The sequence below is a fragment of the Rhodococcus sp. B50 genome (genome assembly GCF_013602415.1).
Lineage (GTDB): Bacteria > Actinomycetota > Actinomycetes > Mycobacteriales > Mycobacteriaceae > Rhodococcus.
Genome location: NZ_WPAG02000002.1, coordinates 738,683 through 761,827 on the forward strand (window position 1 = coordinate 738,683; position 23,145 = coordinate 761,827).

Sequence of the window (23,145 nt, forward strand, 5' to 3'; positions counted from 1 at the left end):
GGCGTTGATAGGTCAGATCCCATATCTCGGATCCGAGAGCGATCTGTTTCCAGCCGTCGCTTTCGATCCTCCGAACCAAGCGTCGGACTCGTGTACGGCGGCGGAAAGAGGCAAAAGGCCCCTGTTGTCGTCTGCCGCCCGGTGCTCGGTGTCCGCGCAGCGGCGAAAGCCGGGCGGTACGGGACGTATTCGACTCGGAATGCTCTGTCTGCGCGTCGGAATGCGCGTAACCTCTGCACCGTGTCCACGGCGGTGGCAGTGCATCAGCTCGTCAAGACCTTCGGGAGCACCCATGCGCTCGACGGTCTGGATCTCGAGGTCCGTCCCGGTGAAGTACACGGTTTTCTGGGCCCCAACGGGTCCGGCAAGTCGACGACCATCCGTATTCTCCTCGGATTGCTCCGCGCCGATTCCGGAGACGTGACGGTGCTCGGCGGTGACCCGTGGCGTGAGGCGGTGTCGCTGCACCGCCGGCTCGCCTACGTGCCGGGGGAGGTCAACCTCTGGCCCAATCTGACCGGTGGGGAGGCGATCGATCTCCTGGCCGGACTTCGGGGAGGGCTGGACGAGCTCCGTCGCGCCGAGCTCGTCGAACGATTCGAACTGGATCCGACGAAGAAGGTGCGGACGTATTCACGAGGCAACCGGCAGAAGGTTGCCATCATCGCAGCCCTGGCTTCGAACGTAGAGCTTTTTCTGTTCGACGAACCCACCTCGGGCCTCGACCCGCTCAAGGAGGAGGTCTTCCGGGACTGCGTGCGCGACGCGGTTGCTCTCGGCTGCTCGGTGCTGCTGTCGAGTCACATTCTGGCGGAGGTGGAGGCCCTGTGCGATCGAGTCACCATCATCCGGCGTGGCCGCACCGTCGAGTCCGGCACACTCGGTGAGCTGCGCCATCTGACCCGCACGTCGGTGACCGCCGAAACCGTTCGCCCGGCGGTGGGTCTCGAGACGATCGACGGAGTGCACGATCTGGACGTCCACGGACACACTGTGCGCTTCGAAGTCGATACCAAGAATCTCGAAGCGGTCCTCCGCGAACTCCTCGGGTTCGGTCTTACTTCGCTGACGAGTACGCCGCCCACCCTCGAAGAACTGTTCCTGCGGCATTACGGCGACGAATTGCCGGGGGAGCACAGTCACGCACCCGGCACACGCACCGCACCGCGGTAGAGGAGCCGGAACTGCGATGAGCGCCGCATTCGTCGGAACCGGACACCTGATACGACTTGCCGTGCGCCGCGACCGGGTGCAGCTGCCGATATGGTTGGCAGCGATCACGGTGGTCTACGCCGTCTCGGTCTCGAGCCTCGAAGGTTTGTATCCGACACAGCAGGACCTGCGCGTGCTCGCGGTGAGTTCCGCGGTCTCGCCGGTGGTGCTCGCCACCAACGGTCTGGTCTCGGGGGACAATCTGGGTGCGGTCGTCGCCGCCCAGACGCTGTTGTTCCTGGCACTGGCCGCCGGATTGATGAGCACGCTGGCGGTGGTGCGGCACACACGGCAGAACGAGGAGACCGGTCGCGCGGAACTGGTGGGTGCCAACGTCGTCGGCCGGCGGGCGATGCTCACGGCGGCTCTGACCGTCGCCGCCGGCGCGAACCTGGTACTGGTGGTGCTGCTGACCGTCGTGTCCCTCGCGTTCGGCCTGCCCTCGGACGGATCCGCCGTGCTCGGTGTCGCGACCGGTGCCGCCGGTCTCGCCTTCGCGGCTGTCGCCGCTGTGACCGCCCAGATCGCCGAGGGAGCTCGGGCAGCGAACGGGCTTGCCGGTGCCGCCCTCGGTGCGGCTTTTCTGCTGCGCGCGATCGGTGACAGTGCGGGCACGGTGGATCCGTCCGGTGTTCGCGTCACGAGCATGTGGTTGTCGTGGCTGTCGCCGATCGGGTGGTCCCAGCAGATCCGGCCGTTCGACGCGAACGCGTGGTGGATCCTGCAACTGTTCGCGGTGTTCGCGGTCGTGATGGTCGGACTCGCGTACGTCCTGACGGAACGACGGGATTTCGGTGCCGGGCTGATGCAGTCGCGTCCCGGCCCTGCCCGTGCGGGCGAACGGCTGCCGACGGCCTTCGGTCTCGCTTGGCGGCTGCAACGCACCACGCTGCTGTGGTGGGCCGTCGGTCTCGTGATCCTGGCCGCCACCTACGGCAGCGTCGCCGACGAGATGAACGACTTCCTCGACGAGGGGGGTGGGGTCGCCGACCTGATGAAGCAACTGGGGGGCGGCGCGGAAGCGCTCACCGACGCGTACTTCGCCATGACCTTCCTGATGATGGCCTTGTTGACGAGCGGCTATGCGGTGCAGTCGATTCTGCGGTTGCACGGTGAGGAGACCTCCGGCCGTGTCGAATCGGTGCTCACCACCGCACTGGGGCGGGTGCCGTGGGTGCTCACCCATCTCGTGGTCGTAGTGATCGGTGTGCTGATACTGCAGCTACTCGTGGGGATCGTGCTGGCACTGACCTACGGTGCGGCGATCGGCGACATCACCGGTCCGTCGGCCGATCTGCTTCCGGCGGCACTGGTGTACGTGCCGGCGATCGCGCTGGTCGCAGCCACGGCCGTGCTGTGCGTCGGGGCGATACCGCGTCACGGTGCGGCCGTCGCATGGGGAGTCTTCGCGGTCTGGCTGCTCATCGGGCAGCTCGGCGTACTGCTCGATCTCCCGCAATTCGTGCTCGACCTGTCGCCCTTCACCCACGTACCGGCGCTCCCGGCGGCGCCGTTGCGGATCCTGCCGCTCGCTGTCCTGACGGTGCTTGCGGCAGCCATTGCCGCGGCGGGGGTGTTCGCGATGCGCCGCCGCGATCTCGTCCTCCACTGACGTCTAGGGGACGACCATCACCGGGCAGGTCACCGTGTGCAGCAGCGCCCAGGTGGTCGAACCCAACAGCAGATTCGGGAATCCTCCTCGTCCGCGGCGGCCGAGAACCAGCAACTGCGCGTCGGCCGCGTGCGACGCCAGATAATGGGAAGGCTGGTCCAGCACGACCACCGGGTGCACCGTGACGTCGGGGAACTCCTCACCGTGCCCGGAGAGGCTCTCCGACAACAACGCCCGCTCACGGTTCTCGACACTGTCCCAGTCGATCCTGAAACGGAAGGGCGCCCGTACGTCGAGATCGGACCAGGCGTGAACGGCCACGAGCTCGGTGTCGCGCAACGCTGCCTCCTCGAACGCCGCGGTGATGGCGCGGGAGCTGTGCTCCGAACCGTCGACGCCGACCACGACCGGCCCGGAGATGTCGTTGATCTCGACGTGCGGCAGGTCGCGCACGACCACCGCAGGAGCATGCGTGTGCGTCACCAGTGCCGTGCTGACCGACCCGAATCGCTCCCATCCGAACCGGTTGTAGCCGGCACCGACGACCACCATCGACGCCGACTTCGAGCGGTCGATCAACTCGAGGGACGGAGAACCGGTGCACAGACGGGTTTCGATGTCGAGCTCACGATCGGGCACCGCGCGGCGCGCATACTCGGCGGCGTCGAGAAGTAGCTCACGTCCTTCGGACTCTTCCTGTTCGAAGAAGCCGGCGGGCATACCGATGGGAACACCGAAGGTGTTGCGGACCGACACCGTGGTGACCAGTGCCAGCGAAAGGCGGCGGCGGTCGGCTTCGCGTGCCGCCCAGGCCACGGCCTGGAGGGACGCTTTCGACCCGTCGACTCCGACGACGACGGAGCGATGTGCGGACATGGCGATCACCTCGGGTATGTCCGGGCTACTGGGCAATGTCAGTACACGCTCGTATCCCTCGGTCGCACTAGAGTCGACGGTCCCGAGTCGATCGGAGCGGGTGACCAAAGGCCCTCGTGTGCCGCCGGGTCGATGTTCACACTGAGAACTGCGAAGGCATCGACTGCCACCACGTCCGAAAGGCCTGTCATGTCCGTCTTGGTCGGCTACGCGACCGCCGGAGGATCGACGCGCGGGATCGCCGAGCGCATCGCTGCGGGGTTGGAGCGTGGCGGTGCGGTGGAGCTTCGAACGTTGACCGAGGTCGACTCGGTTCGGAAGTACGAGGTGCTGATCCTCGGCAGCGCGATCCACAACGGCCAATGGCTGCCCGAGGCCACCGCAGCCGTCGACCGGTTTCGTGGGGAACTCGGTGGGCGGGCTCTGTGGGTCTTCTCGGTCTCGTCGGTCGGGGCGACGAGCACGACCCTGTCGCCCCGGCTCGCGAGACGTCTGCGCCGGATGACTCCCGAACCACGGGCGGTGCAGGCTCTCCGCTCGTCCGCGGACGTGCGCGACCACCGGTTCTTCGCAGGCGCCATCGCCCCCGGAGATTGGCCGGGGATGGGACGGATCGTCTTCCGGCTGATGGGCGGACACTACGGTGACGCCCGCGACTGGGACGACATCGATGCGTGGACGGGACGGATCCGGGCAGGACTCGTCGAGAACACGCCGTGATCAGGCTGGGCCGGTGCCGGCCGGGCCTGTCGACGATGTGACGGTGCTCGGTTCGACGGGTTCGCGTGGGCCCTGGTCGAACCGGAACGGCGGGTACTCGTCGCGCATCAGCGCGGCATACGCCCAGACCCGGAACAGCCACCGGTCGATGCCCATCACGAAATCGAACAACCCCCGCGGGTAGGTGCCGGTGAACAGCACCGCCACCGCGGCGAAGAACACAAGGACGCCCAGCAGCGAGCCGAAGGCCCAGCTGCCGTTGCCGGCCGGATTGTCGTTCCCGTCGCCGGTCGCGACGCCGACGCTCCACCCGCCGACCAGCACCGCCAGCACGATGTAGTGAGGGATCGCAAGCAGCCACCACTTGATCAACACCAACCCCCGGGAGAGCCGCTCGGGATACTCGACGTCGAAGTCCGCCGGATAGTCCGTGCGGTGGAGACCGAACGGCGGGTACCTGTCGGTGCCCAGCGCCGAGTAGGTGTAGAAGGCGACCCGCCAGGTCCACCGCAGCACACCGACGCCGAAATCGAACAGTGCGCGTGGATAACGACCGGTGAACAGGATCGCGAATCCGGCCGCGATCGTCGTCACGAGAAAGGCTGTGTGCAGGAAGAACAGCACGATGAAATGAGGTATCGCAGCGGCCCACTTGACCAGCCACAGCCACCGCGAGATCGGTTCGTCCAGGTCGCCGCGCAGATGTACCGGATACGGCGCTGCAGGTGTGGGCGACGGCGAGGTGGCTGCGACGGTTGTTCCGATCCCCGGCGCGGACACCGGACCCGGTGGAGGAGGCCCGTGCCGACCGAGCCCGACGGCACCGACGAGCACCAACGGCACGCCGACGACGAGGAGTACCAGACCGAGAATGAGCAGCGCGAGCACGGCCGGTCCGAGCAGATCGATGTGGATTCCGGCCTGTACATCCACGCCGATCCCCGCGGACCCGTCGGCGTTCATGACCACGACCGTCCACGTGCCGTCGCGTAGATCCCACTCCAGTTGCCGTGTTCCTGTCCCTTCCGCGGATGCGACCCAGAACTGCTGTGCCGCCGGTGCAGTCGGGACGTTGCCACCGGGAACGTCTTGGTACGTGACATCGAACGGTTCGAACCGCAGGTCGGTCACCACGGTATGGGCGACACCCGACAGATAGGACTCGACGTCCTCGACCGGAGCTATGCCGACGAACACTGCCTGTGTGGGATCGGTTGCGGTGGCACGCACCAGCAGTCGGCCGATGTCCTCGCCGCGCAGGCCCGACGGAGTCTGGTCGTCGGTGACCAGGTCGAGTCGTTCGGAGACCAGCGCGTGTGTCTGTGTCCGGAAGGTCTCCGTGGGCCCGGTGAGGAATCCGCCGTCGCGCTGGAGGACGACGAACCATCCCAGCACGAGCGCTCCGACTGCAGCAGCGGCGCCGAGGAGCGCGAGGAGAGTTCCGACGATCAGCATGATCACTCTGCCGACGTTCATCGATCCGTCCTCCGGACAATCGTGGCGGCCCTCGACGTGCGATTCGTACACGATAGCTGTCGTTCGGGACCGATTTCCAGCGTCGCTCGGTCGCCGCGTCCCAGGTGGACGTGCCTGTCCGGCTTCTCGCCCGGTGTACGAGAAGCCGGACAGGGTCAGAGCGCGAGTTCCGCGCGGGCGCGGCTCAGCCAATCCATCGCGGCCCGCGGGTCGTCCACTGTTCCTCCGCCGAAGCCGAGCACGAGACCGCGTCGCAACTCCTCGAACGTGCGGACCGGCCAACCACCCATCTCGTATCCGGAGTCCTGGATCCGGGTGACGAGGTCGTCGGTCAGCCCGTTCCAGCCGCAGTAGAACGCATCCGCGTCGATGTCGGCGAGGACCTGTTCGATGCCGGTGGGGTGGCGTTCGGCGTCGGGACAGCCGTGCGTGATCAGCCCCCGGGAGATGTGCGGCGCGAGCGTGAGCATCCGGCGCAGGGCCTCCGGCGAGAAGCTCGTGAAGCGGATTCGTGAGGCGTCCTCCGGGCGGTCCTCGACCACCGCGGCGATCGCCTCGCACGCCTCGACAGCCTTGATCTCGACCTGCAGGAACACATTTGTGGCGTCGAGGACCTCGGTCAGGGTGGGCACGTGGCGGCCCTCGCCGACGTCGACGGCCCGGATGCGCTCGTAGGGAAGTTCCGCGACAGGACCGAGCCCGTGGCCCGACGGGTCGGCGGCGGTGCGATCGAGGGTCGCATCATGCACCACGATCGGTACACCGTCCGAGGACAGTCGCACGTCGAACTCGAGTTCGTGGACACCGATCTCCTCGGCGAGCAGGAACGATTCGATCGTGTTCTCGGGGGACAGGTCCTTGGCGCCGCGGTGCCCGACGACGTGGTAGGTGCCGCGGCGGGGGGTCGATTCGGTGGTGGCCATCAGGCGACGAGCTCCTCGTACTGCTTGCGGATGTCTTCTGTGTCGCGCCGGATCACCGTCGCGGCCGCGGCGAGCGCGGCGGCCGGATCGGCGTTCTCGGTGTAGAGCTTCTGGATCACGGTGCGCATCTCGAGGATGGTCGAGGACACGTAGCGGCGGACGGCATCGGGCTGGCGGGCGCGGTCGAGTTGTTCCACGGCGAGACCGTAGTTCGGATTCTCGGCGATGCGGCTCGTGACGATCGGGGACGTCGTGGCCCCCTTCGTCGCCGGCAGGTATCCGGTGCCGACCGCCCATTCTGCTGCCTCGTCGTCGCCGGCGAGGAATTCGATCACCTTGGCCGCGGCGGCCTTCCGTTCCGGGTCGGCCTGCTTGAGAATGCCGAGTCCGGCACCGCCGGTGGGTACACCGGTGTCCTGTGCGACGGGAAGGAAACCGGCTCCGAGCTCGAACCCGGCCGCGTCGGCGCCCTTCGTCAGACCGGTCAGCGAACCCGTCGAGTTGCAGACGGTGGCCACGAGCCCGTTCGTGAAGTCGGTGTTCATCTCCTGCGCGAGATAACCGATCCGGTCGTCGTTGACACAGGCGCGGTCGAACTCGGCGGCGGCGATCGACGCGGCGGCGTCCACGGTGACATCGAGCCCGTCGGAGATCGAGCCGCCGAAATTCCACAGCAGCCCTTGCATGTACCAGTCGTCGGCGCCGGTATAGGCGCGCATCATCAGTTTGTTTCCGCGGTAGTCGCGGCCGGTGATGCGGTTGCCCCACTCGCGGAACTCGTCCCAGGTCTCGGGCGCACGGTCGGGCAGACCCGCATCCGCGAAGATCTCCTTGTTGTAGTAGAACAACGGAGTCGACCGGCCGAACGGGACCCAGAACGCTTCGCCGCGTACAACGCCTTCCTGGAAGAGGCGGTCGTGGTAGGTGTCGGCGTTCCACGTATCGGTGAAATAGCCGTCCATCGGTTCGAGATGCCCGGACAGGAAGAATTTGTTCCACGACACGTCCGAGAAGATCGCCAGGTCGGGGATCTGCCGCGCCTGAAGGCCGGCCGAAAGTTTTTCGGTGAGCCCGTCGTAGCCCTGGAACTGCTGGATCTCGACGTAGATGTCGTTCTGGGATTCGTTGAAACGGCGGATCAGTGCGGCGAGGACCTCGCCGTTCGTGCCGGCCCAGCCGCTCCAGAACACCACATTGGTGCGACCTGCGAACTCACCGGGCGGATCGACATCGGGTTGACCGAACGAACCGGACGACCCGCCGGCAGGCGAGCCGCACGCGGCCAGGATGGGGACGGACGCCGCGGCGATTCCGGCCACGGTCAGGAACCGACGTCGGCTGAGTGACGGAACGGGTGCGGTGTTTCGTCGGATGGACGGGAACATGAATTCTCCTCGAAGGGGATTCGTGGGGAAGGGGAGGTCAGCGCCGTGCGGCAGCGCCGGCGAAACCGGCGATGATGTAGCGCTGGGCGAACAGGAACAGCAGGAGCATCGGCAGGATCACCAGGACGGTGCCGGCCATGATCGGGCCCCACTGGTCGACACCTTCGGTCTCCTTGAGAAACATCAGACCGATGGGCAGCGTGCGGGCCTGCAGAGTGTTGGTCACGAGCAGCGGCCAGATGAAGTCGTTCCACTCGTCGATGACCGCGATCAGCGCCACCGTGACGACGGCGGGACGCGACATCGGAAGGACGAAGTGCACGAGTCGGCGCAGATGACCGCAGCCGTCGAGCTCGGCGGCTTCGAGCACTTCCTTCGGCAGTGCCAGGAAGTGTTGACGCAGAAGGAAGGTCCCGAAGGCACTCGCGAGACCGGGAAGGAAGATGCCCGCATAGGTATTGATCAGACCGAGGTTGCCGATGGTGATGTAGTTGATCAGCAGGGTGACGTGGCCCGGCACCATGAGCGCTCCGAGGACGGCGAGGAAGAAGATCTTCTTGCCCGGAAAACGCAGGAACGCGAAGGCATAGGCGCTGAAGACCGCGAGCAGCACCTTCAGCGTCGATCCGACCGCGGTGACGATCACCGAGTTGACGAAGAACTGTCCGAACGGCACCGCCTCCCATGCGCGGGCGAGATGCTCGAGCGTGATCGTCGACGGAATCCATTGCGGCGGCCACGAATAGATCTCGTGTTCCGGTTTGAACGCCGAGGAGACCATCCAGTAGAAGGGGACGAGGAAGACTGCGGCGACGACGACGAGCCCGAGGACGGTGAGGGGCTTGCCGATTCGTCGTCCGCGGAGACGGCGACCGGGCTTCGTGCTGCGCACCCTGAAGGGGCGTTCGACGGTGGTGGTCATCGGTAGTGCACCTTCTTCTCGACGAAGCGCATCTGCAGAACGGTGACGACCATGAGCAGGACGAACATGATCATCGCGCCGGCCGCGGCGGATCCGGCCTTGAATTGCCGGAATCCCTCGTTGTAGATGAACCAGCTCAACGTGGTGGTCGCACCGGCCGGTCCGCCGCCGGTCATCATCGCGATGAGGTCGAACGACTGGAACGCGCCGATGACCTGGGTGACGAGCAGGAAGAACGTCGTGGGGGAGAGCAGGGGCATCGTGATGTGCCGGAAGGTCTGCCATCGCGACGCGCCGTCGAGTCGCGCGGCTTCCATCACGTCCCGGGGGAGGGCGAGAATCGCCGCGAGGTAGACGATGGCGACGAATCCCACGCCTTTCCAGACGGCCACGATGATGAGCGCGGGCAGTGCCCAGCTGCTCGAGGTCGTCCAGTGCGGGGAGTCGAGTCCGAAGGTGTCGAACAGGATGCGGGACAACCCGTAGTTGGGATCGAAGAGGAACAGCCAGATGGCGGCGACCGCGGCACCCGACAGGATGTGGGGTGAGAATGCCAGTGCCGAGACCGCCGATCGCCCTCGGTTTCCGGAGGCGAACAGCAGGGCCAGCGCGAGGCCCCCGGTGAGGCCGATGCCGACGACGGCGAGGACCCAGACCGCTGTGATGCGAAGAACTCTCAGGAACGACGGATCGCTCAGCAGGGTGACGTAGTTGTCGAGCCCCACGAAGGTGGGGGACGGCGCGATCATGTCCCATCGCGTCAGACTCAGCGCGGCGTTACCGAGCACCGGCCAATAGGCGAACACGACGATCAACGCGAGATTGGGGAATGCGAACAGCGCGAACAACAGGTACTCGCGCCGCTTTCGGTCGCGGGCGCCGCGGCGGCGGTCGGACCGCCTGCCCGGGGGAGCTGCTGGGGTGACGGGCGCCGCCGTTGCCCGCACGGGTGTGTCGGGAGCGCGCTGGGCGGTGACGGACATGTCCGCCCTCCTTCCGAGTTATCAACGAACTGTTATTTCCGGGGTGGAATGCCGATCATGGTGGCACTGCCGACGGGGGTGGTCAAAATGGACGTCGGCACCCCTGGTGAGAGCTGTCGGTATGTTGATATGTGAGATGAAGGCTTGTGATACAACGCAATTCACGGGAATGTCGGTCATCGCTCACCGTGGGTGTCAAGTTCCGTTGGGTCGGGATCCAGCGAAGTTTCCTTTCGTGTTCACAACCCGTTAATCACATGAAAAGTGATATAAACAGCGTCACCGATCCCCGATTCGACGATGGAGGCGACCGCTGTGCCCTCGAAAGCCATCAGCACGTCACGCCAGGAACGGCTCGATGCGATCATCGAAGTGCTGCTCGCCGACGACACGACCTCGGCGCAGGCGCTCGCCGAGACGTTCGGGGTCTCGCTCATGACCGTCCACCGCGATCTCGACGAACTTCAGCGCCGCGGCATCGTCCGCAAGTTCCGTGGTGGAGTCAGCGTGGCGCGTACGAGCACGTACGAGATCAGTGCCGCGCTGCGCCGACGCCTGGCCGTGCCGGAGAAATCTGCGATCGCCGCAGCGGCGGCCCGCACGGTGACGCCCGGAAGTTCGATCCTGCTCGACGATTCGACCACGGTGGCGATCATGGTCGACCACTTGCTCGACGTCGAGGACCTGCACGTGGTCACCAACTATCTGCCCACCCTCACCCGTCTCGGGCGTGCCGCCACCGGAGTGGGAAGCAGCACCGTGACGGGACTCGGAGGCACCTACAACGTGAGTCACGAATCGTTCCTCGGGGTCGGCGCCGTGAGTGCGATCCGGGCGCTCCGCGTCGACGTCGCCTTCCTGTCCACCACGACGGTCGACACAGAAGGCCTCTACCATCAGGAGGAATCGATCGTGGCGGTCAAGTCCGCCATGATCCGCTCCGCGCGCCGCAGTGTGCTGCTGGCCGATTCGACCAAGCTCGGGGCCACGTCGCTCCACCGCATCTGCGACTGGGACGTCGTCGACGAGTTGATCACCGATGCCGGTGCTCCCGTCGACCTGCTCGACACGATCCGTGCCCGCGGGGTGCAGGTGACCACGGTCGACGCCGAACGGGACGAGAACGCAACCGCCTGCTCCGAACGAGAGCAGGGCGCCGAAGAACACGACGAGGAGAACACGTGAGCCAGACGGACACCGACCGGACACCGCGGGTGCAGATCGACACCGGCGTCCATGCCGTGCTGTGGGACATGGACGGCACGCTCGTCGACACCGAACCGTACTGGTTCCGGGCCGAGACCATGCTCACAGCCGAACACGGTGTTCCGTGGACTCACGAGCAGGCGGCCGCACTGGTGGGCAACTCGCTGCCCACGTCCGCTGCGATCCTGCGGGAGGCCGGCGTCGGCCTCGGAATTCGGCAGATCATCGACACCTTGGTCGACTCCGTGGTCGAGCAGGTCCGTGAGGCCGTGCCGTGGCGCCCGGGCGCCCGGGAACTGCTCGCCGAGATCCGGGATGCCGACGTCCCGTGTGTCATGGTCACGATGAGCGAGCGAAAGCTGGCCTCCGAGATTCACCGGCTCCTGCCCTCCGGCACCTTCGAATTCGTGATCAGTGGCGACATGGTCGAGCGCGGGAAGCCCGATCCGCAGCCCTACGATCTGGCCGTGGAACGACTCTCCGCGACCCGCGGAGTCCTCTCGCGTGAGCGGATCGTGGCCATCGAGGACTCGCTGCCCGGTCTCGCGTCGGCCAAGGCGGCGGGTGTCGTGACCCTCGGTGTGCCGAACATGGTGGCCTTGCCCGACGGTCCCGGCCACACGCTGTGGCCGACACTCGAAGGTCGTGGTCTCGCCGACCTCGGTCGTTTGCTCGACGCGGCCTGACAGTGGCGGCGGGACCCGCGCGGGTCCCGCCGCGGTGGGGTCTATGCGCTCAGCCGACGACCGGTGACCCCATCGAAGAGGTGCACCGCCGACGCATCCGGACGCACGCGCACCGTCGTGTCCACCGCAGGATGATTGTTTCCGTCGGTGCGCACGGTGAGCGGGTACGAGTACTCCGCACCGGTCACCCGTCCGTACAGATAGGCATCGGCACCGAGAACCTCCACGGCATCGACGATCATGTCCACACCGTCGGAATCCCCGGTGAGATGCGCGGATTCGGGTCGAACACCCACCGTGACCTGCCCGCTCGTGACCGCTCTCGAGACCGTCCGCTCCACCGGAACGACGGTACCCGCGAAGTCGACGCCACCGTCGACGAGCGGCAGATCGAACAGACTCATGGCCGGTGATCCGATGAACCCGGCGACGAACCGGTTCGCCGGACGTTCGTAGAGCGCGCGCGGGGTGTCGACCTGCTGCAGGAGCCCTCCGTCGAGCACTGCGACACGGTCGCCCATCGTCATCGCCTCGACCTGGTCATGCGTGACGTACACGGTGGTGACGCCGAGACGGCGTGTCAGCCGCGAGATCTCGTTCCGGGTCTGCACACGCAGCTTGGCATCCAGATTCGACAGCGGCTCGTCCATGAGGAAGACCTGCGGATTGCGGACGATGGCGCGTCCCATCGCCACCCGCTGACGTTGTCCACCGGACAGTGCGGAGGGCTTACGCCCGAGATGCTGTTCGAGATCGAGCATGCGCGCTGCCTCCGTCACGCGGCGGGTGCGTTCGTCCTTCGAGACCCCGGCGATCTTCAGGGCGAATCCCATGTTGTCCGCGACGGTCATGTGCGGATAGAGCGCGTAGTTCTGGAAGACCATCGCAATGTCGCGTCGCGAGGACTCGACATCGGTGACGTCGGTGTCGCCGATGAACAGATGCCCCGCATCGATTTCCTCGAGACCGGCGAGCATGCGCAATGAGGTCGTCTTGCCGCAACCGGACGGGCCCACGAGCACGAGGAACTCGCCGTCGGCGATGTCGAGGTCGAGCCCGTCGACCGCGGGACGGGGCGCGCCGGAATAGTGCCGGGTGACGCCGTCGAAAGTAACTGTTGCCACGAAATATTCCTCTCACGGGCAGGAACGTGCCCGACGATCCGAAGTGAAGAGACGTCCGAGACGGACCGATGCATCACATCGGGTCTCCGTGAACGACAGGCAGCGTCGATCCGAACGGGATGTGGACCGTGCGAGAGGAGTGTGCGGGGGACCGTTCGAGCACCGGGACCCCGAGCACGTCACGCGATCAGCGAGCGGTGTTCGCCGGTCGGCCCGCACCTCGTCGTGCAACGATGTCGTCGAACGCATCGATGAGACCGGCGGGATACCAGCGGGAATTCGTATCCGCGGTGGTGGCGACGAGCAGCAATTGCCGTTCGCTTGCGCCGGTCGCGATCGCGGCGAGCCGCTCCCGTCCCTCGTCGTCGAGCGCCGCGACCGCTGCCGCAAGGTCGGCGACGAGGAGCACGCGCGGGGGTCCGACGATCGGTGAATCGAGTGCGGCCACGACACGGGTGATCTGCTCGGCGGTCGTAGCCCAGCAGCTCGGCCCCGAGGGAAGCGGGGCCGATCCTCCGAGCCAGCGATGCCGACGGTGGGGGTCGACGACGACCAGATCATGGGTGTCGCCGGTCAGCGTCGTCATGGCGATCAGATCGAGCGACACGCTGGGCGCCGAGCGGCGCTCGTCGCGTTGGATCAGCAGGTGTCGTCCGGCGGAGAGATCCCACGAGACGGGTGTGCCGTCGCTGTCGCGCCCGAACGGGATCGTCGTTCTACATATGGTGGCCCGTGTGGTGAGTCCACGAGCAGATCGCATCGGGAGGGAAGGCCGGCACGATCGATGTGTGGGCGGCATGGCGGGCATCGGCATGGCGGATCCGTTTCGTATCGCTGGGTCCGGAGCGATCCCCGGACGGCAGAACTCTAGAGGGGGCTACCGACAGGAACGGTCGAGCGCAGGTCGCAGCCGTTACGGAGCGCCGACTTCGGGGTAATCGCCGTCATGCGCCCGATTGCGACAGTCCTCGCCGTAGCCACCATCACCGCCTTCGGCGGTCACCTCGCCTCCGCAGCGCCCGCTCCGATCGTGGACGACAGCGGCGCAATCGCCGCCCCGAGCAGTACACAGATCTCGTTCGCCCACACCCCGAGCGGTCTGCGCGCCGGCACCGCGAACGAACACGAGTCCCGCGCCGGTGTGTCGATCGTCAAGCTGTACCTGGCCGAGTACGTCCTCACCTCCGGCGAGCCCGCGGACCATGCCGACGCGACCGAGATGATCCGGTCGTCGAACGATGCGATCGCCGACCGTCTGCACGCGAAATACCCGCAGGCGATCTCCTCGATCGCAGCGGAATTCGGACTCACCGACACCTACGTGCCCGGCTACTGGGGTGTCGGCACCACGTCGACGCACGACATGGTCACCTATCTCGAGACGAAGAAACGCACCGATCCCGGTTCACCGGTGCTCGCCGCGATGGCCTCGGCCTACGACACCGCGGCCGACGGATATCCGCAGGATTACGGCACGGCGCTGATCGCCGGTGTCATCGGCACGAAATGGGGATGGAGCGACGACCGCTCGTTCCACGCCTCCGCCTCGTTCGGTCCCGACTTCTCCGTCGCGGCGTCGACCTACGGCTCTGCCGCACAATTGTCCGAGCATGTCCTCGGCGCATTCACCGAAGGGGTGCCGCCCGGACCGGAACCCGGTCCTCGGCTGCAGGACTGCCCGCCGCTCGGTCTGCTCGCCGGCGATCCCCTCCTGGGAGCACCCGCGCAGGACCTCCTCGACGGACTGCCGCCGGTCGTCACCGATCCGATCTGCGGCTGACCACGACAACGATCAGATGCGGCGCATGACGGACACGACCGTGCCCAGCACGATCGCCTCGTCACCGTCGAGGACGGGGTAGGCGGAGTTCCGCGGTTCGAGATAGACGTGACCGGACCGGCGTCGATACACCTTGACCGTCGCTTCGCCGTCGATCATCGCCGCGACGATCTGACCGGAGTGGGCCTCGTGCTGCCGCCGAACCACCACCGTGTCGCCGTCGCAGATCGCCGCATCGACCATCGAATCGCCGCGCACACGCAACGCGAAGACGGTGCCGGAGCCCACCAGATCGCGGGGGAGTGTGAGCAGGTCGTCGGTGTGCTCCTCGGCGAGAATCGGTGCGCCCGCCGCGATGTCGCCGACGACCGGCACGGTCACGGTGTCGTCGGACGCTCGTTCCCCACCGGTTGCGCCGAGGAACGGGCGCACGTCGAGCTGTCGGGCGACGGCGCTGCCGCGGCGCAGGAAGCCCTTCTCTTCGAGGCTCGCGAGATGCTTCGACACCGTCGACGTCGACCGGAGACCCACCGATTCGGCGATCTGACGGGTGCTCGGCGACGACCCCTGAGCGACGATCCAGTCCCGGATCGCAGCCAGGATCTGCTGCTGGCGCAGCGGCAGGGAAGCGGGGTCGAGGCCCCCGAACATGTCGAAATCGTCGTAACCGGTCACCCGGCGAATCGTAGTGGGCGAGACGGGCTCGGTCCGCTGCGGGCGGCGGACCGGACGAGAGAGCGGAGCCGGCACCGCTACGCGGTCTCCGCCAGGTCCGGGGGAGTACCGGCGGAGCCCGGTCCGTTCTGCAGCTGCTCCATCGCGCGGCGTTCCCTCAACGCACGGATGAGCTGCCGGTCCTGCACCTCCGCCGGATCGGCGGACAGGGCCGGAATCGAGAATCCGACCAGGGCGCCGCCCAGCAGCGCGAGGGCCACCCGGACCGAGTCGTCCTCCCGGATGTTCAGGACGAGCTCCAGGAACACGAGGGCGCCGACGACCAAGAGCACGACTCCGGCCAGAGCCAGGATCCGGCGCACCCGAGGCTTCGGGCGCGATCCCGGTGGCAACGGCATCGACTGGGCCGCCAGATGCCACAGCCGGGCATCGATGCTCTCGCGGACCGGACGCTTCCGGAACTCGTCGCCGAGTTCGTTGTAGATGGCGAGATCGGCTGCGATCCGGATCCGGAGGTTTCTGCGGGCCAGCTCGCGCGACAGGCGTACGGCTGCCCACGCCACCGTCCCGGTGACGAGTGCAACGACGACAAGAATCCAGATACTCACGTCGGAACATTACGACAGGGAAGCAGGAATCGGCGGGAGGCGGCCGGCTTCGTGCGGACCGCGCGGCGCCGGCCGAGAAATGGGCCGACCGAGAAGCGAAAGGCGGTGCCCCCGGTGAGACTCGAACTCACACTGGACGGGTTTTGAATCCGTTTCCTCTGCCAATTGGGATACGGGGGCGTTGCGGACACCACTGTAGAGGATCGGGCGAAGCGGGCGCGCACCGGTACCCTTCTTACGTTCCACCCCCGCACCGGGGACCGCCAGTACCGAGGGGAAGGCCCGACCATGACCTCCGCGCCGCACGACAGCACACCAACTCCGCGTCGGGTCGTCGTAGCGGAAGACGAGGCCCTGATCAGGCTCGATCTCGTCGAGATGCTGCGGGAAGAGGGCTACGAGGTGGTCGGCGAGGCCGGCGACGGACAGCGCGCCGTCGAGCTCGCCGACGAGCTCCGTCCCGATCTGGTGATCATGGATGTCAAGATGCCGCGACGCGACGGCATCGACGCCGCGTCCGAGATCGCACAGCGCCGCATCGCCCCTGTGGTCATTCTCACAGCCTTCAGCCAGCGCGAACTCGTCGAACGCGCCCGCGACGCAGGCGCTATGGCGTACCTCGTCAAGCCGTTCTCGAAGAGCGATCTCGTGCCCGCCATCGAGGTGGCCGTGAGTCGCTTCTCCGAACTGCGCGAACTCGAGCGCGAGGTGCAGGGCCTCAACGAGCGCTTCGAGACCCGCAAACTCGTCGACCGGGCCAAGGGTCTGCTCATGGAGAAGCACGCGATGACCGAGCCGGAAGCGTTCCGGTGGATCCAGCGGGCAGCTATGGACCGCCGCACCACCATGAAGCAGGTCGCCGTGGTGGTTCTCGAGACCCTCGGAAACGACACCACCGAGTAGCTGTCCGAACCGGTTTCGCGTGCTCACGGCGCTGTGCCGTGTTACCGCCACATCAAATCTCCGCCCCGCAGATAACGGTCGTATCACAAGGATTTCGGCCCGGTTCGCGGGGTCCTTCCGACCGCTATGTTTCGACCACATCCGGAATCCGCCGGATGCGGTGTCAGGCGTTCGAAGGAGAGTTGAATGGCAAGACGGACTCTGGTCCGCGCCGTAGCGGTACTCGGTGCTGCGACGCTCGCCCTCGCCGGGTGCAGTTCGGACAGTGACGATTCGACGTCCGGCACGTCGGCCGGCGACGAGGGATCGGCGGCCGCGACGACCGTCGAGACCGATTGCGAACCGCAACAGGCCACAGCAGGGGCGACTCCCGCCACGGGACCGCTGAAGATCGGCACGATCCTCCCCGAGACCGGCAGCCTCGCCTTCCTCGGACCGCCCGAGGTCGCCGCCGTCCGACTCGCCGTCGACGAGATCAATGCCGCGGGTGGAGTTCTCGACCAACCCGTCGAACTGTTCCCCGGCGATTCCGGCGACACGACGACCGATACCGCGAACACCACCGTCGACCGGCACCTCGCCAGCGGCACCCAGGTGATCGTGGGCGCAGCCTCGTCGTCGGTCTCGCTCAAGGTGATCGACAAGATCGTCAGCGCCGGCGTCGTGCAGTTCTCGCCGGCGAACACGTCCGACCAGTTCGTCTGTTATCCCGACCGCGGGTTGTACTTCCGTACCGCCCCCACCGACGTGCTCCAGGCGCAGGCGCTCGCGCAGTTGATCGCCGAGGACGGAGCGCAGCGCGTGTCGATCCTGGCGCTGAACGATCCGTACGGCACCGGCCTCGCCGAGAACACCGTGAGCAACCTCGTCGACGCCGGTATCCCGGAGGACCAGATCCAGAAGATCATCTACGACCCCAACGCGCAGTCGTTCAACGCGGAGGTCGACCAGGTGGTCAACTTCGGACCGGATGCGGTGGCGCTCATCGGGTTCGAGGAGTCGGCGAAGATCATCACCCGCATGCACGAGGTGGGCATCGGCCCGTCCGACGGCACAGCGGTGTTCGGCGTCGACGGCAACATGGGTAATGCGCTGGGCGAGAACGTCGCCGAGGGACTGCTCGACGGCATGGCCGGCACCACACCGCTGACCGACACCGGGCAGGAGTTCCAGCAGCGATTGCTCGGCGTCGATCCCGGTCTGATCGACTTCAACTATGCCGGTGAGTCGTACGACGCGGTAGTGGTCTCGGCGCTGGCCGCCGTGCAGGCAGGATCGACCGCCGGGGTGGACATCGCCGCGAACATCAACTCGGTGACCCGTGACGGGGCGAAGTGCACCAGTTACCAGCAGTGCCTCGACCTTCTCCGTGCGGGTGAGGACATCGACTACGACGGTGCCACCGGCGAACTCACCTTCGTGGACGCGGGCGAACCGGGTGTGGGGTCGTACGGCCGACTCGTGTTCGGTCCCGACAACACGCTGACCACCGAGGACTACATCGTGGTCGGGGAGTGACCGGCAGGTCGTGAGCGAAGGGGTGGCCGCCGGTGGGCGGTCACCCCTTCGGCTTCTCCCGGCTGCCGGCGAGAGTACCGAGATACAGTTCCACGACCTTCGGGTCGTGCATGAGATTCGTGCCGGTGTCGGTGTAGGCGTTGCGGCCCTGGTCGAGAACGTAACCGCGGTCGCAGATCTGCAGGCAGCGCCGTGCGTTCTGCTCGACCATGATGATCGAGACCCCCGCGGCGTTGATCTTCTTGCAGCGGATGAAGACCTCGTCCTGGAACATCGGAGACAGTCCGGCCGACGGCTCGTCGAGGAGCAGCACCGACGGCTCCATCATCAACGCCCGGCCCATCGCGACCATCTGGCGCTCACCGCCGGACAGCGCCCCCGCCTTGACCTTCCGGCGCTCGGCGAGCAGCGGGAACAGCGACGCCACCCGCTCGAACTGCTTCTCGAACGCCTTGGGGCGCAGATAGATCCCCATCTCGAGGTTCTCCTCGATGGTGAGCGAGGGGAACACGTTCTGCGTCTGCGGCACGTAGCCGATCCCTTTGCGCACGAGGACGTGCGCGGGCGCCGACGTGATCGGGTCCCCGCCCAGCGTGACGGTACCGCTGCGGATGGGGATGAGACCGAACAACGCCTTGAGCAGAGTGGACTTGCCGGCTCCGTTCGGACCGATGATGCCCACGATCTCTCCGTCGCGCAGGTAGAAGTTGCAGCCGCGCAGGATGTCCACCCCGGGGAAGTAACCGGCCACGAGGTCGTCGGCGCGCAGGAGTGCGTCGGTGGCGAGGCGGGCATGCTCCTCCGGGGACGCCGCACGCTCGGCCGGCGTGGTCCCGGTGGGCGTGGTTCGGGTGGGTATCGCCTCGGCGGGTGTCGTCTCGGTGGGCGTAGGAGGGATGTTTTCACTCACGGCTTCTCCAGTGTTCTCGCCGTCGTGTCCGTCGACGCGGCATCGGACAGGTCGCCTCCGGCTTCGAGGGTCTGCGCCTCCGCGTCGGCGAGGGCGTCGGCGAGTTCGGCGGTCGCGCCCACGGGATTGCCGTCGTCGTCGAATTCGAGTGCCTGATCGTGATGACTGCCGAGATAGGCGTCGACCACGGCGGGATCGGACGACAACGCCTCCGGTGGTGCCTCCGCGATCACCGAACCCTGCGCCATCACCACCACCCAGTCGGAGATGTCGCGGATGACGTCCATGTCGTGCTCGACGAACACCACCGTCGTCCCGTCGTCGCGCAATGTCTTGATGTGCCCGAGCAGGCTCTGCGTGAGCGCCGGATTGACCCCGGCCATCGGCTCGTCGAGCATGACGACGGTCGGCTCGGTCATCAGCGCCCGTGCCATCTCGAGCAGTTTGCGCTGGCCACCGGACAGCGAACCGGCGAAGTCCTCGGCCTTCGCCGCCAGCCCGAAGCGGTCGAGCAGTTCGTGCGCGCGTGCGGTGATCTCGCGTTCCTGCCGGCGCCACGTCCACGGCAGCAGCGCACCGGCCATGCGCTCCCCGGTCTGGTGCCGGGCGCCGAGGCGGACGTTGTCGAGGACGGTCATCTTCGACAACGCCTTGGTGAGCTGGAAGGTGCGCACGATCCCGCGGCGTGCCACCTGATGGGGATGAAGTCGGCCGAGCCGGACGCCGTCCATCGCCCACGTGCCGGTGTCGGGCCGGTCGAAACCGGTGAGGAGATTGAACAGGGTGGTCTTGCCGGCGCCGTTCGGGCCGATCAGACCGGTGATGCACGAGCGTTGGATCTCGAGATGGCCCACGTCCACGGCCTTGAGTCCCCCGAAAGTGCGGCACAGGTCGTCGACGACGAGGATCGGGTCGGGTTTGGCGGCACCGGGCGTGCGGGGGACGCCGGCGAACAGGGCGGCGCGTTCGTCCGCGCCGAGGATCGTCCGGGACGTCTGCGGGTCGGGTCGGATCGTGTCAGGCATCGAGTTGCACCTTCCGCTTACTTCCCAGGATGCCTTGTGGCCGGAAGACCATCATCACCGCGATGAGAACGCCGAGCAGTACGTACCGCATCGCGCCGACCTGCTGTTCGGTGAGGGGTAGCAGCGGGTCGGGTCCCGCGATCGCCTGACGCAGGAAGGCGTCCGGGAGGGTGAGCAGGAACCAGAACACCATCGCACCGAGCACCGGTCCGAAGACCGTTCCCGCCCCGCCGAGGATGAGCGCGCCGAACGCGAAGAACGTCTGCGCCGTCGAGTAGAAGTCGGGGTTGATCGACTTGGTTTGCAGCGCGTTGAAGATACCGCCGAGACCACCGATCATGCCGCCGAGCACCAGGGCCTGCATCTTGTAGGCGAAGACGTTCTTGCCCAGCGCCCGGGCCGCGTCCTCGTCCTCGCGCACCGCTTCGAGGACCCGCCCCCACGGACTGTGGGAGAGGAGATAGACCAGGCCGCACAGCAGCAGCACGAGCGTCCATCCGACGACCATCGCCCACAGGTCGTCGCCGTAGAACCGCATGCCGAGCAGGTTGTACTGGCGACTCGAGTCGAACGGGCTCAGAGAGGTGAACGGGTCGGCGAATCCCCACAGGCCGCGGGTGGAGCCGGTCACGGAGTCGGATGCGGTGGAGCGGAACACCAAGCGCAGGATCTCCGCCGCGGCGATCGTGGCGATGGCGAGATAGTCGGCGCGCAACCGCAGGGTGGGGATGCCGAGGACCAGGGCGAGCACACCTGCCAGGGCGAGGCCGACGAGGATGCCCACCCACAACGGCTGGTCGTAGGTGACGGTCATGATGCCCACGCCGTAACCGCCCAGCAGCGCGAAGCCGATCTGCCCGAAGTTCAGCAGGCCGGCGTAACCGTAGTGCAGGTTCAGCCCGATCGCGAGCAGGGCGTAGAAGATCGCCGACGGGCCGATGAGCTGGGCGAAGGAAACCTGTAGTACCGCAACGAGATCCATGGGTCAACCGATCCTTGTCCGACTGCCGAGGATGCCCTGGGGGCGGATGACCAGGATCACGATGAGTACGAGCAGACCGCCGATGTACTTCAGGTCCGGGTTGATCAGGAGGGTGGACAGCTGGACGAGGAGGCCCACCACCACGCATCCGACCAGCGCGCCGTAGGCGGTACCGAGGCCGCCGAGGATGATGCCGGCGAACATCAGCAGGAGAAGTTTGAAGCCCATCTCCCACTGCACGCGCCCTCCGAGCTCCGACAGGCCGAAGAGCACACCGCCGAGTGCGGCGAGTCCGCCGCCGAGCCCCCACACGAAACGGATGACGTGTTCGACGTCGATCCCCGATGACGCCGCGAGGTCGCGGTTGTCGGCCACGGCGCGCATGGCTTTGCCGATCCGGGTGCGCTGCAGCAGCAGGGCCACCCCGACGAGCACCACGAGGCTGATCACGATGCACGCGAGGTTGACCGGTGTGATCGCGATCGGCCCCCATACCAGCTGTTGCTGGGCCTGGTAGTCGTCGAAGGGCTGTGTGCGGTCGGAGAAGAAGGCCAGGATGAGATACCGCAACGAGATCGCGAGGCCGATCGAGACCACCAGCTGAGCGATCAGGCCGGTGCGGCGCCGCCGGAGCGGAGCCCAGATCAGCGTGTTGTTGAGCAGGCCGATGATGATGCCGACGATCACCGCCAGGATCGTGGCGGGTATCAAGTGGACGCCGAGCGTGACGTTGAAGATCCACGCCGCGACCGCCCCGAGGGTCACCAACTCGCCGTGGGCGAAGTTCGTCAGGCCCGTGGTGCCGAAGATGAGGCTCAGGCCCACCCCTGCGATGGCGATGACCAGGCCGAAACGCAGACCGTCGACGATCGTGCGCACCAGCGTCTCGCTCCAGGCGACCGTCGAGCCGGTGCGTGCCTCTCCGAACGAGAAGATCACCGTGTTGGCCTGTCCCGGCGCCACTTCCCGGGTGACGGAGGTCTGGACGGTGACGTCGTCGGGCAGGCTCTCGGTGTCGATGTCGAAGACGTAGGTGCCCGGCGGGACGGTGAGTTCCCAACGTCCGCCGTCGGCCGACTCGGCTTCGGCGACCACCTCGCCGCCACTGGTCGTCGCACGGACGACGACGCCGTCGAGGCGTTCACCGGCGTTGTTGAGTGTGCCGCGGACCGTCACCCCCTCCGCGGACTCCTCGCCGGGGGACGCCGGTGCCGTGTTCGCGGGCGGCGAAGGTGGATCCGGGGGATCCTGCGCGGAGGAGAATCCGACGCCGAGAAGGACGAACAGGACACTCGCGAGCGTGACGAGTGCGGCGCGGACCGATCGGCGGAGTGTCGACGTCGGTGGTCGCCGACATCCCGAGGTTGGGGCCACGCAGGTCCTCCCGGTCGGTGCGCTGTCATCGAGCGCGGCACCGCGCCCGAGGTGTCATCCGAACAGGGATGACACCGGACTACGGTGTCGTGACAGGGGACTCTATCGGCTGCGACGCGGCTCGAGGGAAAAATTGGATCACCCGGACGTTTCGGTCTCGTTTCTTCGGTCGACGAGCGTTCGCAGATGGCGGCGGGACGCAGGTCGGGCGGTGTGGCCGACGCTGTCGCCCACGGTCCCTAGAC

At 66.8% G+C, this 23,145-nt stretch carries 22 protein-coding genes and 1 tRNA gene; 8 read left to right on the top strand and 15 right to left on the bottom strand.

Features of this window, described 5'->3' with window-relative positions; all coding sequences use genetic code 11:
* Window positions 1-240: 240 nt before the first annotated feature.
* Window positions 241-1,173 carry an ABC transporter ATP-binding protein gene (locus GON09_RS03795; protein WP_213930666.1) on the top strand — a complete coding sequence of 311 codons (933 nt, stop codon included), beginning with the start codon at window positions 241-243 and terminating at the stop codon, window positions 1,171-1,173.
* Between the two features lie 16 nt (window positions 1,174-1,189).
* Entirely contained in the window at window positions 1,190-2,824 is a 1,635-nt protein-coding gene (locus tag GON09_RS03800) for an ABC transporter permease (protein WP_213930667.1), read from the top strand.
* Window positions 2,825-2,827: 3 nt separating this feature from the next.
* On the opposite strand, the gene GON09_RS03805 is transcribed toward GON09_RS03800, so the two are convergent.
* Complete coding sequence (locus tag GON09_RS03805; protein ID WP_213930668.1) at window positions 2,828-3,700, bottom strand: universal stress protein; 873 nt, start codon at window positions 3,698-3,700, stop codon at window positions 2,828-2,830.
* A gap of 189 nt (window positions 3,701-3,889) precedes the next feature.
* Here GON09_RS03805 and GON09_RS03810 point away from each other — a divergent pair, with 189 nt between their 5' ends.
* On the top strand, window positions 3,890-4,420 hold the full coding sequence (locus tag GON09_RS03810; protein WP_213930669.1) for a flavodoxin domain-containing protein: 531 nt from the start codon (window positions 3,890-3,892) through the stop codon (window positions 4,418-4,420).
* Here the strand turns inward: GON09_RS03810 and GON09_RS03815 are convergent, their stop codons facing one another.
* From GON09_RS03815 to GON09_RS03835, 5 genes are all read right to left on the bottom strand, one after another.
* The gene (locus GON09_RS03815; protein WP_213930670.1) at window positions 4,421-5,896 is read right to left on the bottom strand and encodes a DUF4389 domain-containing protein; all 1,476 of its coding nucleotides are present in this window, start codon (window positions 5,894-5,896) and stop codon (window positions 4,421-4,423) included.
* A gap of 155 nt (window positions 5,897-6,051) precedes the next feature.
* Window positions 6,052-6,819, bottom strand: coding sequence for a glycerophosphodiester phosphodiesterase (locus GON09_RS03820; protein ID WP_213930671.1), 768 nt, complete (start codon window positions 6,817-6,819; stop codon window positions 6,052-6,054).
* Window positions 6,819-8,204 (bottom strand): ABC transporter substrate-binding protein, encoded by a 1,386-nt coding sequence (locus GON09_RS03825; protein WP_244865372.1) that lies wholly within the window; start codon window positions 8,202-8,204, stop codon window positions 6,819-6,821. The genes GON09_RS03820 and GON09_RS03825 overlap by 1 nt, the downstream gene beginning before the upstream one ends.
* Before the next feature lie 37 nt (window positions 8,205-8,241).
* On the bottom strand, window positions 8,242-9,126 hold the full coding sequence (locus GON09_RS03830; RefSeq protein ID WP_213930672.1) for a carbohydrate ABC transporter permease: 885 nt from the start codon (window positions 9,124-9,126) through the stop codon (window positions 8,242-8,244).
* Complete coding sequence (locus GON09_RS03835) at window positions 9,123-10,109, bottom strand: carbohydrate ABC transporter permease (protein ID WP_213930673.1); 987 nt, start codon at window positions 10,107-10,109, stop codon at window positions 9,123-9,125. The genes GON09_RS03830 and GON09_RS03835 overlap by 4 nt, the downstream gene beginning before the upstream one ends.
* 315 nt (window positions 10,110-10,424) lie before the next feature.
* Between GON09_RS03835 and GON09_RS03840 the strand changes: the two genes are divergently transcribed.
* Window positions 10,425-11,294 (top strand): DeoR/GlpR family DNA-binding transcription regulator, encoded by an 870-nt coding sequence (locus tag GON09_RS03840; protein ID WP_307854302.1) that lies wholly within the window; start codon window positions 10,425-10,427, stop codon window positions 11,292-11,294.
* A complete protein-coding gene (locus GON09_RS03845) occupies window positions 11,291-12,001 on the top strand; it encodes an HAD family hydrolase (RefSeq protein WP_213930675.1) in 711 nt (236 codons plus the stop codon). Before GON09_RS03840 ends, GON09_RS03845 begins: the two co-directional genes overlap by 4 nt.
* Before the next feature lie 41 nt (window positions 12,002-12,042).
* On the opposite strand, the gene GON09_RS03850 is transcribed toward GON09_RS03845, so the two are convergent.
* Together GON09_RS03850 and GON09_RS03855 are read right to left on the bottom strand one after the other, a co-directional pair.
* Window positions 12,043-13,125 carry an ABC transporter ATP-binding protein gene (locus tag GON09_RS03850; RefSeq protein ID WP_213930676.1) on the bottom strand — a complete coding sequence of 361 codons (1,083 nt, stop codon included), beginning with the start codon at window positions 13,123-13,125 and terminating at the stop codon, window positions 12,043-12,045.
* Between the two features lie 187 nt (window positions 13,126-13,312).
* Window positions 13,313-13,885, bottom strand: a complete 573-nt coding sequence (locus GON09_RS03855) for a hypothetical protein (RefSeq protein WP_060652914.1) — start codon at window positions 13,883-13,885, stop codon at window positions 13,313-13,315.
* Window positions 13,886-14,071: 186 nt separating this feature from the next.
* Between GON09_RS03855 and GON09_RS03860 the strand changes: the two genes are divergently transcribed.
* Window positions 14,072-14,905, top strand: coding sequence for a hypothetical protein (locus GON09_RS03860; protein WP_213930677.1), 834 nt, complete (start codon window positions 14,072-14,074; stop codon window positions 14,903-14,905).
* Between the two features lie 12 nt (window positions 14,906-14,917).
* Here the strand turns inward: GON09_RS03860 and lexA are convergent, their stop codons facing one another.
* The 3 genes from lexA to GON09_RS03875 all read right to left on the bottom strand — a co-directional run bounded on the left by lexA (window position 14,918) and on the right by GON09_RS03875 (window position 16,368).
* On the bottom strand, window positions 14,918-15,580 hold the full coding sequence (gene lexA / locus GON09_RS03865) for a transcriptional repressor LexA (protein WP_213930678.1): 663 nt from the start codon (window positions 15,578-15,580) through the stop codon (window positions 14,918-14,920).
* A 77-nt stretch (window positions 15,581-15,657) separates the two neighbouring features.
* Window positions 15,658-16,188 carry a hypothetical protein gene (locus GON09_RS03870; protein ID WP_213930679.1) on the bottom strand — a complete coding sequence of 177 codons (531 nt, stop codon included), beginning with the start codon at window positions 16,186-16,188 and terminating at the stop codon, window positions 15,658-15,660.
* A gap of 106 nt (window positions 16,189-16,294) precedes the next feature.
* Window positions 16,295-16,368: transfer RNA gene (locus GON09_RS03875), tRNA-Leu, on the bottom strand.
* Between the two features lie 108 nt (window positions 16,369-16,476).
* Between GON09_RS03875 and GON09_RS03880 the strand changes: the two genes are divergently transcribed.
* Both GON09_RS03880 and GON09_RS03885 read left to right on the top strand, forming a co-directional pair.
* A complete protein-coding gene (locus tag GON09_RS03880) occupies window positions 16,477-17,091 on the top strand; it encodes an ANTAR domain-containing response regulator (protein ID WP_213930680.1) in 615 nt (204 codons plus the stop codon).
* A 186-nt stretch (window positions 17,092-17,277) separates the two neighbouring features.
* Window positions 17,278-18,609 carry an ABC transporter substrate-binding protein gene (locus tag GON09_RS03885; RefSeq protein WP_213930681.1) on the top strand — a complete coding sequence of 444 codons (1,332 nt, stop codon included), beginning with the start codon at window positions 17,278-17,280 and terminating at the stop codon, window positions 18,607-18,609.
* Window positions 18,610-18,649: 40 nt separating this feature from the next.
* Here the strand turns inward: GON09_RS03885 and GON09_RS03890 are convergent, their stop codons facing one another.
* The 4 genes from GON09_RS03890 to GON09_RS03905 are packed head-to-tail and all read right to left on the bottom strand — an operon-like array spanning window position 18,650 to window position 22,900.
* Window positions 18,650-19,468, bottom strand: coding sequence for an ABC transporter ATP-binding protein (locus GON09_RS03890; protein ID WP_213934263.1), 819 nt, complete (start codon window positions 19,466-19,468; stop codon window positions 18,650-18,652).
* Between the two features lie 47 nt (window positions 19,469-19,515).
* On the bottom strand, window positions 19,516-20,544 hold the full coding sequence (locus tag GON09_RS03895) for an ABC transporter ATP-binding protein (RefSeq protein ID WP_213930682.1): 1,029 nt from the start codon (window positions 20,542-20,544) through the stop codon (window positions 19,516-19,518).
* On the bottom strand, window positions 20,537-21,526 hold the full coding sequence (locus GON09_RS03900; RefSeq protein ID WP_213930683.1) for a branched-chain amino acid ABC transporter permease: 990 nt from the start codon (window positions 21,524-21,526) through the stop codon (window positions 20,537-20,539). Before GON09_RS03900 ends, GON09_RS03895 begins: the two co-directional genes overlap by 8 nt.
* A gap of 3 nt (window positions 21,527-21,529) precedes the next feature.
* Window positions 21,530-22,900, bottom strand: a complete 1,371-nt coding sequence (locus GON09_RS03905) for a branched-chain amino acid ABC transporter permease (RefSeq protein WP_213930684.1) — start codon at window positions 22,898-22,900, stop codon at window positions 21,530-21,532.
* Between the last annotated feature and the right edge of the window lie 245 nt (window positions 22,901-23,145).